Origin of the sequence: Streptomonospora arabica (genome assembly GCF_039531585.1) — a bacterium.
Taxonomy (GTDB): Bacteria; Actinomycetota; Actinomycetes; order Streptosporangiales; family Streptosporangiaceae; genus Streptomonospora; species Streptomonospora halophila.
In genome coordinates, this window is the sequence record NZ_BAAAQI010000016.1 from 116,563 (window position 1) to 130,113 (window position 13,551).

The 13,551-nt window shown below is 72.4% G+C and carries 14 protein-coding genes; 3 read left to right on the top strand and 11 right to left on the bottom strand.

Features of this window, described 5'->3' with window-relative positions; all coding sequences use genetic code 11:
• Positions 1–80 precede the first annotated feature (80 nt).
• The 7 genes from ABD284_RS21030 to ABD284_RS21060 all read right to left on the bottom strand — a co-directional run bounded on the left by ABD284_RS21030 (position 81) and on the right by ABD284_RS21060 (position 5,977).
• A complete protein-coding gene (locus ABD284_RS21030) occupies positions 81–1,118 on the bottom strand; it encodes an ABC transporter substrate-binding protein (RefSeq protein ID WP_344146352.1) in 1,038 nt (345 codons plus the stop codon).
• Positions 1,115–1,975 carry an ABC transporter permease gene (locus ABD284_RS21035; RefSeq protein ID WP_344146355.1) on the bottom strand — a complete coding sequence of 287 codons (861 nt, stop codon included), beginning with the start codon at positions 1,973–1,975 and terminating at the stop codon, positions 1,115–1,117. Before ABD284_RS21035 ends, ABD284_RS21030 begins: the two co-directional genes overlap by 4 nt.
• Positions 1,972–2,736 (bottom strand): ABC transporter ATP-binding protein, encoded by a 765-nt coding sequence (locus tag ABD284_RS21040; RefSeq protein WP_344146358.1) that lies wholly within the window; start codon positions 2,734–2,736, stop codon positions 1,972–1,974. Before ABD284_RS21040 ends, ABD284_RS21035 begins: the two co-directional genes overlap by 4 nt.
• Entirely contained in the window at positions 2,733–3,383 is a 651-nt protein-coding gene (locus tag ABD284_RS21045) for a 4-carboxy-4-hydroxy-2-oxoadipate aldolase/oxaloacetate decarboxylase (protein ID WP_344146361.1), read from the bottom strand. The genes ABD284_RS21040 and ABD284_RS21045 overlap by 4 nt, the downstream gene beginning before the upstream one ends.
• Positions 3,380–4,096 (bottom strand): PIG-L deacetylase family protein, encoded by a 717-nt coding sequence (locus tag ABD284_RS21050; protein ID WP_344146364.1) that lies wholly within the window; start codon positions 4,094–4,096, stop codon positions 3,380–3,382. Before ABD284_RS21050 ends, ABD284_RS21045 begins: the two co-directional genes overlap by 4 nt.
• Positions 4,093–5,058 carry a DUF6282 family protein gene (locus tag ABD284_RS21055; RefSeq protein ID WP_344146367.1) on the bottom strand — a complete coding sequence of 322 codons (966 nt, stop codon included), beginning with the start codon at positions 5,056–5,058 and terminating at the stop codon, positions 4,093–4,095. Before ABD284_RS21055 ends, ABD284_RS21050 begins: the two co-directional genes overlap by 4 nt.
• Before the next feature lie 217 nt (positions 5,059–5,275).
• The gene (locus tag ABD284_RS21060; RefSeq protein ID WP_344146370.1) at positions 5,276–5,977 is read right to left on the bottom strand and encodes a GntR family transcriptional regulator; all 702 of its coding nucleotides are present in this window, start codon (positions 5,975–5,977) and stop codon (positions 5,276–5,278) included.
• A 116-nt stretch (positions 5,978–6,093) separates the two neighbouring features.
• Between ABD284_RS21060 and ABD284_RS21065 the strand changes: the two genes are divergently transcribed.
• Positions 6,094–6,882 (top strand): NAD(P)-dependent oxidoreductase, encoded by a 789-nt coding sequence (locus ABD284_RS21065; RefSeq protein WP_344146373.1) that lies wholly within the window; start codon positions 6,094–6,096, stop codon positions 6,880–6,882.
• A 45-nt stretch (positions 6,883–6,927) separates the two neighbouring features.
• Here ABD284_RS21065 and ABD284_RS21070 read toward each other — a convergent pair whose 3' ends face one another.
• Positions 6,928–7,305, bottom strand: coding sequence for a VOC family protein (locus ABD284_RS21070; protein ID WP_344146376.1), 378 nt, complete (start codon positions 7,303–7,305; stop codon positions 6,928–6,930).
• Positions 7,306–7,575: 270 nt separating this feature from the next.
• On the opposite strand from ABD284_RS21070, the gene ABD284_RS21075 reads away from it, so the two are divergent.
• Positions 7,576–8,412 (top strand): SAM-dependent methyltransferase, encoded by an 837-nt coding sequence (locus ABD284_RS21075; protein WP_344146379.1) that lies wholly within the window; start codon positions 7,576–7,578, stop codon positions 8,410–8,412.
• 25 nt (positions 8,413–8,437) lie between these two features.
• Here the strand turns inward: ABD284_RS21075 and ABD284_RS21080 are convergent, their stop codons facing one another.
• Positions 8,438–9,610, bottom strand: coding sequence for a cytochrome P450 (locus ABD284_RS21080; protein WP_344146382.1), 1,173 nt, complete (start codon positions 9,608–9,610; stop codon positions 8,438–8,440).
• A 100-nt stretch (positions 9,611–9,710) separates the two neighbouring features.
• Here ABD284_RS21080 and ABD284_RS21085 point away from each other — a divergent pair, with 100 nt between their 5' ends.
• Positions 9,711–10,328, top strand: a complete 618-nt coding sequence (locus tag ABD284_RS21085; RefSeq protein ID WP_344146385.1) for a TetR/AcrR family transcriptional regulator — start codon at positions 9,711–9,713, stop codon at positions 10,326–10,328.
• Positions 10,329–10,404: 76 nt separating this feature from the next.
• Here ABD284_RS21085 and gdhA read toward each other — a convergent pair whose 3' ends face one another.
• Together gdhA and ABD284_RS21095 are read right to left on the bottom strand one after the other, a co-directional pair.
• Complete coding sequence (gene gdhA / locus ABD284_RS21090; RefSeq protein ID WP_344146388.1) at positions 10,405–11,769, bottom strand: NADP-specific glutamate dehydrogenase; 1,365 nt, start codon at positions 11,767–11,769, stop codon at positions 10,405–10,407.
• Positions 11,770–12,449: 680 nt separating this feature from the next.
• Positions 12,450–13,463: an ABC transporter permease subunit gene (locus ABD284_RS21095; protein ID WP_344146391.1), complete on the bottom strand. Its 1,014-nt coding sequence runs from the start codon at positions 13,461–13,463 to the stop codon at positions 12,450–12,452.
• Positions 13,464–13,551: the final 88 nt, after the last annotated feature.

Genomic DNA, 13,551 nt, shown 5'->3' on the forward strand with positions numbered 1-13,551 from the left:
GCGCGAACACGACGGCGCCCACCCGCGGACGGTGTTCGCGGATGGGCGCCGTGGGGGCGGGTGAACGGTTCAGGGGCACTTCACTCGGTGCGCAGGTCCTTGGGGACGATGTCGGTGTAGCCGGGCGGGTCCTCCACCAGGCCGGTGGACTCGTGGAACTCCAGCGCCGCCTCGACCGACTCCTTGGGGAAGCCGATCCCGTCGGGCACCTCCTCCTGCATGATGGGCAGCAGCTCGGCGCGGGCGTCGGCGTCGATGCCCTCCATGTACTCGGCCAGCAGCTTCTCGACCTCAGGGTCCTCGCGGATGTCCTTGTTCGCCCGTTCGATCGCGCGCTGGAAGCCCGCGACCTCCTCGGACTTCTGCTCGCGGACGTCGGCGGTCGTGAAGACGACACCGTGGGCGGTGTGCTCGAACCCGGGGATGTCGCCGCGCGAGGGCGAGATGTAGGCGCTGCCCACGCCGGTGGCGTCGGCCTGCTGTGCGACGGGCTGGAAGAACGACAGCGCGTCGACCTGGCCGGACTCCAGCGCGCCCAGGGCCGCGGGCGGGTCGGCGCCCAGGTTGACCAGCTTGGCGTCGGTGGCCGCCTCCATGCCGTTCTTCTGGAAGAGGTAGGCCACCAGCGCCTCGGTCCCGCTGCCGGGGCCGGTGATGCCGATGTTCTTGCCCTTCAGGGCGTCGATGCGCTCCTCCAGCGGCGCGTCCTGGCCGGGGCCCTCGAAGTCCTCGCCGACGATGATGTCGACGTAGTACTTGTCGACCAGGCTCGCCGTCAGCTCGGTGGAGTCGTCCCTGCCGTAGAGGTTGAGCGCGTCGGTCAGGACGCCGGCGCCCAGGTCGATGCTGCCCGACTGCAGGGCGGCGGCCAGCTTGGCGCCCGTCCCCAGCCGGGGCCGCTCGCCGAGCTCGACGCCCTCGTCCTCGAAGTAGCCGCGCTCCTCGGCGACGTAGAGGGGGAAGAACGCGACGGAGTCGCTGATCTGCCCGACGTTGAGCACGCCTTCGGGAGTGTCCGAGGCACCGCCGGCGCACGCGCTCGTTGCGAACACCAGGGCCGACAGCACTCCTGCCGCAGCGGCCGCGCGCCCTCGGCGCGGCCTGGTCGTGGTTGTCATGTCCGTGCCTCCGCTGGTTTCCACCGGCTCACGCGGTGATCGAGAAGTCCGACGAGGAAGTTGAGGATCGCGGCGATCACGCTGAGCACCACGAGTGTGGCGAACACGCCCGCGGTGTCGAACGTGGCCGCGGAGTTGCTGATCAGATAGCCCAGGCCGCGGTTGGACGCGACCAGCTCGCCGATCACGGCGCCGATCAGTGCGTAGGGGATCGCCACCTTGAGTCCGGTGAGCATCCCGGTCATCGACGCGGGAAGCACCACCTTGAGCGCGATGTCGCGGCGACCGCCGCCCATGAGCCGCACCGCGTCGATGAGACCGCGGTCGACCTCGCGCACGCCGGCGGCGGTGTTGAGGAAGACGAGGAAGAAGACGGTCACCGCCGCGAGCAGGATCTTCATGTCCATCTCGATCCCGAACCAGACGATGAACAGCGGGGCCAGCGCCACCTTCGGTATGGCGTACAGCGCCATGATGAAGGGGTCCAGGACCTTGTAGAAGGTCGGCACGGACGCCAGCACGAACCCGAGCAGCGCGCCGCCGGCGGAGCCGAGCGCGTAGCCGTAGACCACTTCCTGGAGGGTGATCCAGGAGTGCATCCACAGCGTGCCGTCGGCGTTCCAGTCGACCAGGCGGGCCCAGATGTCGGTGGGCCGGCTGGTGAAGCTGGCATCGAAGAGCCGTCCGGCGGCCAGCTGCCAGACCGCGACCAGGGCGACGATCAGCGCGATGCGCGCCGCCCAGATGGAGGTGGTGCGGCCGTTGCGCTCCCACCAGGTGCGCTGCAGCGCTACGACGTCGGCCCGGGACTCGGCCCCGGTCTTCGGTGATTGCGTCGATTCGGTCATGGTGCTCATCTCGCCCCCTCGCGCAGCGCTTCGGTCATCTGCCGGTGCAGCGCGACGAACGCCGGCTCCACGCGCAGCTCGTCGGGATCGCGCGGACGGGGCAGGTCGATCCCGCGGTCGAGGACGCGGCGCCCGCGCAGCCCCAGCACCACGACGCGGTCGCCGAGCAGCAGGGCCTCCTCGATGTCGTGGGTCACGAACACCACCGTCTGCCCGCTGTCCTGCCACAACCGCAGCAGTTCGGTCTGCAGTTCGAGGCGCAGCTGGGCGTCCAGGGCGCCGAACGGCTCGTCCATCAGCAGGGTCTCGGGGTTGCCGACCAGCATCCGGGCCAGGCTGACCCGGCGCCGCATGCCGCCCGAGAGCTCGCGCGGGTAGTGGTGCTCGAACCCGCTCAGGCCGACGCGCTCGACCAGCTCCATGGCGCGGTCCCGCCGCTCGCGGGCGCCGACACCGCTGATCTCCATGGGCATCTCGACGTTGCGGCGCACGTCCCGCCAGGGCATCAGGGTGTCGCTCTGGGTCAGGTAGCTGATCTCCGTGCGGGGACCGTCGACCGCGCCGCCCTTGTAGGTCACGGTGCCCGATGTGGGCTGCAGCAGCCCGGAGAGCAGGTTGAGGGCGGTGGACTTGCCGCAGCCGCTGCGCCCCAGGATCGTGACGAAGCTGCCCTGCTCCACCTGCAGATCGAAGTCGCGCAGTGCCACGATTCCGGTGTCGTCCTTGACGAACTGCTTCGTCAGGCCCCGTACTTCCAGTAGCGTGCTCATTCTCGCACTCTGCCCGCCGTGTCGTCCTCGGCCCGCAGGCCGTAGGCGTCGTAACTGAGTTCTCCGGAGCGCCAGCGCTCCCGCAGGCCGTCCTCTTTGGCGATCCGCGCGCGGACCGCTTCCACGGTGGCCTCGACCCGGTCCGCCGGCACCGCCGCCGCGCCGTCGTCGTCGAGCAGCACCACGTCGCCGGGTGCGACGCCGGTGCCGCCCAGCCGAACCGGGACGTCGACGGAGCCGCGGACGTCCTTGGTGGCGCCGCGCACCCGCCGCCAGCGCGTCCACACCGGCAGGCCCATCGCGCGCAGGTCGGCGACGTCGCGTACGGAGGCGTCGACCAGCACGCCGGCCGCGCCCCGGACCTTGGCCTGCGTGGCCAGCAGGTCGCCGAACAGCGCCACCGGGCGGGGCTCGGGCATGGTCAGCACCAGGATCTCGCCCGGCTGCAGGCGCGACATCACCTCGTGAACGGCGCGGTTGTCGTCCTGCCCGCACAGCGCGATGCGCGCGGGGCCGGCCACCCGGCTTCCGGGCAGCAGCGGCTCCAGGCCGATGTCGATCAGGCCCGCGCGCCCGGCCGCCTCGTAGACGGTGGCCACCCCCGCCTCGGCGAGCTCGGCCACCGCTGCTCGCGTCGCCCCGCTCACAGCGACGCCACCGCATTCGGCAGCAGCCGGTGGAACGCCTCGGCCTGGCGGATGCCGGTGTCGCCGGTGACCTTGCGCGCGTGGTTGCCGCGCTGGTCGGCGCGCTGTCGGTAGTAGTCCTGCAGGTACTGCTGGGCCGCCATGGCCGACATGGCCTCCACCTTCTGCTCGAAAACCGGGGTGATGTCGACGTAGACCGTGGGCACGAACCCGCACAGCTCGGGCTGGTGCGGCTCGAAGACCAGGAACTCCGACGGCGGCGCGGTGCGGAACCCGCTGGCCACCCCCGCGCCGGAGGTCAGCAGCCGGGCCTGGGCCACCGCGGCGTGGGCCGCGGGGTGGTCGGGGTTGAAGGGGTCCTTCTCCGGGTGGGTGAGCACCACGTGCGGCGCGAAGTCGCGCATCATCTCAGCCAGGCGGTCGACGGCCTCGGGGCCCACGGTCAGCGGGTAGTCGCCCAGGTCCAGCGCCTCGAAGCGGGCGCCGACCGCGGCCGCGGCCTTCTCGGCCTCGGCGTGGCGGAGGCGCTTGACGTTCTCCTCGGTCTGTCCCGGCTGCTCCCAGAGCTTCCCGGACTCGCCGCGCTCCCCGTAGGACAGCGCGACGACGACGGCCTCACCGCCCGCGGCGGTGTGGCAGGCGACGGCTCCGGCGGCGCGCCAGACGAAGTCGGCGCTGTGGGCGCCCACGACCATCATGCGTCGGTTGCTCATTGGGTCCCCTCCTGGGCGGCGGTGGCGGCGCCGGCCCGCTCGCTGTCGGCACCGGCCAGCCACCGGGAGTTGGCCACCGCCATGGTGCGGATCTGGGATTCGGTGAAGCCCTCGGCGAGGAGCCAGTCGGCCAGGATGGCCAGACCGTCCTCGACCGGGGGGTTGAACGGCTGGCCGAGGTCGCTGGAGAGCACGGAGTTCTCCGGACCGGCCGCGCGGACGTTGTCGACCCAGGTGCGCCACGCGACCTTGCCGGTGTAGGGGGTGGTGAAGCAGCGCTCCAGCAGCACGCCCTGCTCGGCCAGGCGGCGCTGGCGCTCGGCGGCCACGCGCTGGGAGGTGAACTCCGGGTGGGTGACCACCACGCGGCGCACGCCCTCGTCGAGCGCCGCGCGGGTGACGACCTCGATCTCACCGGTGCTGAGGTGGCCGGTCGCCAGGGTCATGTCGTGCTTGGCGACGACCCGCAGCACCTGCCGCGTGATCTCGCGGACCCCGCCGTCCGCGTCGAGGACCTCGACCGGGTCGGCGGCCATTCCCTCGGCACGCAGCTCGTCCTGGAGCTGCGCCCACATCGGCGGCGTGGCCCCGTCGGGCATGGCCGCGGTGCACTCCCGCTGGTTGGAGCTGTCGACCGTGGGCAGCCACACGACCTGGGCGCCGCCGCGGCCGGCGATGTCGGCCGCGATGGGGTTGAGGCCGCCGACCGAGCCGTTGAGCGTGATCGCGCCGACCGCGCGGCACTCGGGCACCGCCGCGTTGACCACGGCGGCGCGCTCGGCGGTGGGGACGTAGTGCGACTTCAGTACGAAACCGGCCAGTCCCACCGCCGCGAAGCGCGGAGCCAGGGCGAGGTCGTCGATCCGCCGCCGCATCACGTCCGGTGCGACGTGGATGTGGGTGTCGTAGGCCCCCGCGACGAGTTCCCGCGCCCTGGGCGATGGCGTCGGATGCTCCGTCATACCGCCTCAAATCAGTGTCGACATAATGACTGAAGAAATTGTTAACAATTTTGATCACACGTGTCAAGGCTCACGTGGTGCGGATCTCCGCTGGTCGAGGCGCCTCGCGGGGCTCTTTGCACATGACAAAGCGCGGCCGCGCGCCCGCCGGAGCGGGCCGCGCGACCGCGCCGCCGCCGGTCCCGGGCCGCCGGAACCCGTGGTCTCGGGCAGGTGCCTACACCCGCAGGCCGCCGCCGGGAGTGACCTCCTTGAGCGCGCCGATGACGCTGCCCAGGTGCGTGCGCATGGCCCGCTCGGCGGCCTCGCAGTCGTGGGACCCGATGGCGTCGATGATCGCCAGGTGCTCGGGCAGCGAGACACCGGGCCGGCCGGGCTGCAGCGACAGCCGGAACTGGTGGCGCACGCTCTGCGCGCGCAGCCGCTCCAGGACCGCGCCCGCGGTGTGCTGGCCGCTCAGCTCGCGGATGCGGCGGTGCAGCAGCTGGTTGGCCTCGGAGTAACCGAGCACGTCACCCTCGCCGACCAGGCGCTGCATCCGGTCGCCGATCTCGCGCAGCTCGGCCGACTGCGCGTCGTCCACCCGCTCGGCGGCCTTCGCGGCGCACAGGCCCTCCAGCATCATCCGCACCTCGCAGATCTCCACGGCCTCGTCCAGCGAGACCGCGCGGACCCGCGCGCCCCGGTTCTGCTCGCGCTCGACCAGGCCCTCCTCGGTGAGCTGGAGCAGCGCCGAGCGCACCGCGCTGCGGCTGGTACCGAACCGGGCCGAGAGGTCCGCCTCGACGAGGCGCTGCTCGGGCGCGAACTCGCCGCTGGTGATGCCCTCGCGGATCGCCGCGGCGACAGAGCCCCCCGCGCCCCTCTCCCGACTTCCGGCCGTATGCTGCGAGCGCGATCCCCCGCGGTTCGTAGCCACTATCCCTCGCTTCCCGGTGCTCCGCCGGCCCCGATAGCCCATCGGCAATATTGTCGCCAATTTCGTTGTCAGATTACTGTAGACCTGCTTCGACCGACGACTGTGGGGAGCCGACCGTGAGTGGCGAGCATGCGAGGGACGTCCGGATCGCCGTACTGGGCCTGGGTGAGGCAGGCGGGCTGATCGCCGCCGACCTCCGCGACTCCGGCGTGCGCGTCCAGGGCTACGACCCGGCCAGGAGCGCGCCCGAGGGCGTCGCCGACGCGGCCGACGAGGCGGCGGCCGCCTCCGGGTGCGACGTCGTGCTCAGCGTCAACAGCTCCAAGGCCGCCTTCGACGCGCTGCACAACGGCCTGCCCGGAACCGGCCCCGGCACCGTGTGGGCCGACCTGAACACCGCGGCGCCCCAGCTCAAGCGGCGGCTCGCCGAGACCGCGGCCGAGGCGGGGATCGGCTTCGCCGACATCGCCCTGATGACACCGGTCCCCGGGCGAGGCCTGCGCACCCCGATGCTCGCCTCCGGGCCGAGCGCCGCCCGCTGCGCCGAGCTACTGGGGCCGCTGGGCGCGGGCGTCGAGGTGATGGAGGGGCCGGCCGGTCTGGCCGCCGAGCGCAAGCTGCTGCGCAGCGTCTTCTTCAAAGGGATGGCGGCCGCCGTGGTCGAGGCGCTGGAGGCCGGGCGCGCCGCCGGGTGCGAGGAGTGGCTGCGCGGCAACATCGCCGAGGAACTGCAGCGCGCCGACGCCGGCACCGTGCGGCGGCTGGTCGAGGGCAGCCGCCTGCACGCCGTCCGCCGCGCCGACGAGATGCAGGCCGCCTCCGACATGCTCACCGACCTGGGCGTTGCGCCGCGGGTCAGCGCCGCGAGCCGGGACCTGCTGCAGGACCTGCAGAACCTCGACTAGGGCCTGCTCGGAACGGGCGCCGCGCTTCGTTGCCGACGCGGACCGTCACACCGGGGCGATGCGGGCCTTGAGCAGGCAGAACTCGTTGCCCTCGGGATCGGCGAGGACGTGCCAGGACTCCTCGCCGGTCTGACCCACGTCGGCGGGCACGGCCCCCGCGGCCAGGAGGCGTTCAAGCTCGGCGTCCTGGTCGCGGTCGGTGGCGTTGAGGTCGATGTGCAGCCGGAGGTCCGCCTTCTTCGGCTCGTCGTCGCGGCTGAAAATGATCGTCGGCTGCGGGCCGCCGAACCCTTCCCGCGTCCCGATCTCGACGCAGTCCTCCTCGCGGTCGAGCACGACGAAGTCCAGCACCTCGCACCAGAACCGCGCCAGCGCCTCGGGGTCGCGGCAGGCGAGCACGAGTTCACCGATACGGCATGCCATTGACGGAACCTGCTTTCAGCGAGGGGACTTTCGAGAGCCGCGCGGGCCCCAGGGGCTCCCGCGGCGGGAACACGTGGCGACCGTACCGGGCGAGGCGAGCCGGGGCGAGCGAATTTTCCGGCCCTCCCGACCGTGCCGCCGAGGCTGCGCCGCGGGCAAAACTTAGGGCACAGTCCGGAATCGGGCCGCGCGTCGGGTTTGACCGGCGTCACGAGGCGCGAAAAAGTGCGAGACACACCATCACCATCCCCTGAAACCGTGGAGCCACCCTTGAGCGAGCACACTCCCGCATCCGGCGGAGACGCGCCGCCGCCGTCCCTCGACCTCTCGGTGCCGCACTCGGCCCGCGTGTGGAACTACTGGCTGGGCGGCAAGGACAACTACGAGGCCGACCGGGTCGCGGGCGACGGAGTCCTGGCCACCATCCCCGACATCCCCGACGGCGCGCGCGCCGAGCGGGCGTTCCTCACCCGCGTGGTCCGCTACCTCGTCGAGGACGCGGGCATCCGCCAGTTCCTCGACATCGGCACCGGCCTGCCCACCGCTGACAACACCCACGAGGTCGCCCAGCGACTCGCGCCCGAGAGCGCCATCGTCTATGTGGACAACGACCCGCTGGTGATGGTGCACGCCCGCGCACTGCTGACCAGCACGCCCGAGGGCACAACCGACTACATCGAGGCCGACCTGCGCGAGCCCGAGACCATCCTCGCCAAGAGCGCGGAGACCCTCGACTTCGACCGGCCGATCGGGCTGATGCTGCTCGGCGTGGTCAACCACGTCGTCGACGACGCCGAGTCCTACGAGGTCGTGTCGCGGCTCGTCCGGGCGATGCCCCCGGGCAGCCACCTCGTGCTCACGCACTCCACCGCCGAGATCCACGGCGAGCCCATGCGCCAGGTCATGCGCGAGATGAACGAGCGGGGCGGCACCCCGATCTGCGCCCGCGACCAGGGGCAGATCGAGGGCTACTTCGACGGCACCGAACTCCTCGATCCGGGCGTGGTCACCTGCTCGCAGTGGCGACCGCAGGACACCGGGTCGGGCCCTTTCGCCGCCGTCCCCGATCCCGTCTACCTCTTCGGCGGCGTCGGCCGGATCGGCTGAGCGGTGCCCCGGCGGCGGCCGGCTCCTACCAGGTCACGGGCAGCTCCACCAGGCCGCCCGTGACCGCCCGGCCGTCGCAGGACAGCGTCCGGGTCTCCGCGGCCAGGCGCATGCCGGGAAAGCGCGAAACGAGGCCGGCGAAGACGGCGTGCAGCTCGATCCTGGCCAGCGGCGCGCCGATGCAGTACCGGGCGCCGTGGCCGAAGGCCAGGTGGGCGCCCGCGTTGCGGGCGGGGTCGAAGCGCTCGGGATCGGGGAACACCGCCGGGTCGTGGTTGGCGGCACCGGTGTCCAGCAGTACCAGTTCACCGGCGTCCACGCGGACTCCGGCGACCTCGAAGGCGGTGCGGGCGTAGCGCGGTATCCCGCCGGAGGGCCTGGCCGGCGCGCGCAGGACCTCCTCGACCGCGCCGTCGATGCGGCCGGGGTCCTCATACAGGCGCTTCCACAGGCCCGGCTCGGTCAGCAGGTGCAGCGCGCCCAGGCCGATGGCCACGACCGTTGTCTCGTGCCCGGCGAACAGCAGGGACATCCCGAGCATCGCGGCCTCCTCGTCGCCGACGCCCTCGGTGGCACACAGCCGCGAGAGGACGTCGTCGCCGGGTTCGCGCCGCTTGCGCGCCACCAGCTCCAGCCCGTAGCCGAACAGGTCGGCCAGCCCCTGCTCGGAGCGGGCGCGGTCGCCGGTGTCCGCGGCGGCCCGCGTCCAGGTCCGGAAGCGCCCGCGGTCGGCGACGGGGACGCCGAGCAGCTCGCAGATGACCGCGACGGGCAGCGGGACGGCCAGCGCCCGGTGCAAGTCTGCGGGCGGGCCGCAGCGGTCGAGGTCGTCGAGCAGTTGCGCCGTCAGCTCCGCGACACGCGGGTGCAGGGCCCGCATGCGCTTGGGCGCGAAGTGCGGGCGAAGCAACGCGCGCATGCGAGCGTGGTCGGTCCGCTCGGTGGCGAAGTCGCCGTGAGGGCCGCCGAACAGCACGGAGTCGCCGGTGCGCGCGGCCTCGTCCGGCGCGGGGTGCGAGCGGCCGAGCCGGTCGTCGTCCAGCAGGCTGCGCACGAGCGCGTGGTCGGTGACCAGCCAGGCGTCGTCGCCGACCGCCGTGAGCACCCGGTGGATCGGGCCGCGCTCCTGGAGCTCGCGCCGGACGGGAGGGGCCTCCAGCGGATGGGACTGCTCGAACGGAAGACGTGCGGCGGGCATGCGCCCTCCTCGAAGTCGACACCAATTTGTATACTGTACTTTAAACAAAAGCACATGTATAATTAGGAGTCAACAACGAGTTCGCGAGGAGGCGGAGAACGTGACGGACACCCGCAGCGGCGGCGGTTCCGGGCAGGCGGACGGCAAGGCGGCCGACCGTGTGCGCCGGATGAATCGCGCCGACCGGCGCGAGCAGATCCTGGACGCCGCCACGCGCGCGTTCGCCCGCAGCGGGTTCGCGGCGACCGGCCTGGACGACGTCGCCGCCGAGGCGGCCATCACCCGCGTGCTGCTCTACCGGCACTTCGACTCCAAGGCCGCCCTCTACCGGGCGGTGCTGGACCGCGCCTGCGAGCGCCTGGCCGAACAGGTGGGGACGGACGGCTTCGGCGACGAGGCGATCCCGGCCCTGCTGGAGGCGGCGGCCGCCGACCCCGACGGGTTCCGGCTGCTGTTCCGCCATGCCTCGCGCGAGCCGGAGTTCCGCGACCTCACCGACGCCCTCGCCGCCGCGTCCGTCGACACCACGCGCAGGAACCTGGCCGGGCGGCTGCCCGAGGGGCCCTGGGCGGAGTGGGCGGCCCGACTCATCCCCGCCCTGGCGGTCGAGGCCGTCATCGCCTGGCTGGACACCGGCCGGCCCGATCCCGCGGCCGCCGCCGGGCGCATCAGGGCCTCGATCCACGGCGTCATCGCCGCGGCCGCCGGCGCGCCCTAGCCGGCACACACGGGTCCGGGCGGCCGCCGCGGCCGGCGCCGGCTCTGCGGTGCCCGGGGGCTCCGTGGCGCGGGGCTCAGATGACCCCGAGCTCCCGCATGGTGTCGGCGACCTTGACGAAGCCGGCGATGTTGGCGCCCAGCACGTAGTTGCCCGGCGCGCCGTAGGTCTCCGCCGTCTCGCGGCACATGGTGTGGATGTCGGCCATGATCTCCGACAGCCGCCGGTCGGTGTAGTCGAAGTGCCAGGAGTCGCGCGAGGCGTTCTGCTGCATCTCCAGCCCGGAGGTGGCCACACCGCCCGCGTTGGCGGCCTTGCCGGGGCCGAAGGCCACGCCCGCGTCGGAGAACACCTTGACGGCGGCGGGCGTGGTCGGCATGTTCGCGCCCTCGCCCACGGCGGTGACGCCGTTGCCCACCAGGGTCTCGGCCGAGCGGCGGTCCAGCTCGTTCTGCGTGGCGCACGGCAGCGCGATGTCGCAGGGCACGTCCCAGATCGAGCCGCCGTCCACATGCTTGGCGCGCCCCAGCCGGTCGGCGTACTCGCTGATGCGGCCCGCGCGCGTCTCCTTGATGTCGCGCACGAGGTCGAGGTCGATGCCGGAGTCGTCGACGATGTAGCCGGCCGAGTCGGACATCGCCACGACGGTGCCGCCCAGCTCGGCGGCCTTCTGCGCGGCGTAGACCGCCACGTTGCCGGAGCCCGAGACCACCACCCGGCGGCCGTCGAAATCCTCGCCGCGCTCGCGCAGCATCTCGCCGACGAAGTACACGGTGCCGTAGCCGGTGGCCTCGGTCCGCACCTGCGAACCGCCCCAGTTCAGCCCCTTTCCGGTGAGCACGCCGGACTCGTAGCGGTTGGTGATCCGCTTGTACTGCCCGAACAGGTAGCCGATCTCGCGGCGGCCGACACCGATGTCACCCGCGGGCACGTCGGTGTACTCGCCGATGTGGCGGTGCAGCTCGGTCATGAAGGACTGGCAGAACCGCATGACCTCGGAGTCGGACCTGCCCTTGGGGTCGAAGTCGGACCCGCCCTTGCCGCCCCCGATGGGCAGGCCGGTCAGCGCGTTCTTGAAGATCTGCTCGAAGCCGAGGAACTTGACTATGCCCAGGTCGACCGAGGGGTGGAAGCGCAGGCCGCCCTTGTAGGGGCCGAGGGCCGAGTTGAACTCCACCCGGAAGCCGCGGTTGACGTGGACGTCGCCGCTGTCGTCGGTCCAGGGCACGCGGAAGATGATCTGGCGCTCGGGCTCGCACAGCCGCTCCAGGACCCGGCCGTCGACGTACTCGCCGTGCCGCTCCAGTGCCGGTTCCAGCGACTCCAGCACCTCGTGCACGGCCTGGCGGAACTCGGGCTGGTCGTAGTCGCGCCGCTCGATGTCGGAGAACACCTTCGCGGTCAACCGCAGGCCGTGGTCCTCGGGCGGTCGCGTCGTCATCTCTGCGTCTCCATGATCTTCTCGTCCGGCAGTCGCCGTCGTGCCCTGTGTGCCGGCCGTCCGCCGGCGGGCCTCGCGCCCGGGCGGGGGACGCCGCGGGCCCCGGCCCGCGATGCCCTGATCAACCGCGCCGGGAGGCCCCCGACACTGTACTTCGCCCTATTCCGACGGTATCGGGCGGGCGCGCGCTGCGCAGGCACCGCGAGCCGCACGCGGCTCCACCCCGGCGGCGCAGCCGCCGGGGGTCGGCGGGACGCGGGCCGGCGAACCGTGCAGCCGAAGCGCGGACCGTTTCGCACAACACCGCATTCCAAGCAGGGCGTTCGGCTTTCCTGTGCGTTATGCCCGTCCTGAATGGCCGACGCCGGCCAGCGGGCGGCGAATGCGATTCCGGGCATCCGGGCCTGCCAATGGGATGTCCCGCGCGGCTCGCCGGAATCCGGCCGCAGCCGCGCAACGCCGCAGCGCAGCCCCGCGCGGGCGCGACCCCTCGATGCCCTCCCACCCCGGAGCCGCCCACGTGTCCACTGCGGGGGCGGAGTCCATTACCGCGCGCTCCGGTCCGCTGCCGGACTTGTTCACCGGCGGCCCCATCGGCGGACCGGCGCATCACGGCGCCGTGCCCGGCCGCCCGGACCTGCGCGCGGCAGGACCGGGCGGCCGGACGCGCGGCGCCCGGCTCAGGCCCGCTTCCAGTTCTTGAGGCTGTCGATGGCCACGGCCAGCACGATGACGGCCCCCTTGATGATGAGCTGATAGAAGTAGGGCACGTTCATCAGCAGCAGCCCGTTGCTGAGCACACCCATGATCATCGCGCCGATCAGGGTCCGCTGGACGGTGCCAATCCCGCCCATCAGGCTCGTACCGCCGAGCACGACGGCGGCGATCGCGTCCAGCTCGTAGGTCTCGCCGGCGGTGGGCTGGCCCGACATCACGCGCGCGGAGAAGATCACGCCGGCCAGCCCGGCGCAGGCGCCCGCGATGACGTAGACCCGCACCAGGGTCCACTTCACCTTGATGCCGGCCAGCCGCGCGGCCTCGGGGTTGCCGCCGATGGCGTAGACCTCGGTGCCGAACCGGGTGTAGCGCAGCACGAACCACAGGACGGCGAAGACGGCGAGCATCAGCACGACGGGCACGGGCACGCCGGCGACGAAGCCGCTGCCCATGAGGCGGAACCCGAGGTCGTCGGCCAGCAGCGGCTGGCCGTCGGTGAGCAGGTAGGCGGTGCCGCGCAGGTAGGTCAGGCCGCCGAGGGTGACGATGAACGCCGGCAGCGCGAGATAGGCGATGAGTGCACCGCTGAGCAGGCCGAACGCGGCCCCCACGGCGATGCCGCCGGCGACGCAGACGACGGCCGGCAAGCCCGATGTCCACAGCAGCACCGAAACGATGCCGCACACCGCCAGGTTGGAGCCCACGGAGAGGTCGATGCCGCGGGTGAGGATGACCAGCGTCATCCCCGCGGCCAGGATCGCGTTGATCGAGGCCGCCCGCGCGACGTTGAAGACGTTGGCGAACGTGAGGAAGTTGGGCGCGAGCACCGCCATCAGCACGATCATCAGCACCAGGACGCCGAGGATGCCGTAGCGGTCCCACAGTCTCGCGAACCGCGGCCTTCCCGCTCGCGGAGCGGGGATGTCCGCCGCCTTGGCGACCGGTGCCGTATCGCCGGCACGACTCGTCTCGGTCATAGGTTTCCTTGGTCCTCGAAAAGGTCGGGGGCAGAGGTGGGGATTGGGGAGGGGAAGGGGGCGGGGGGGGGGGGGGGGGGGCGGGGGG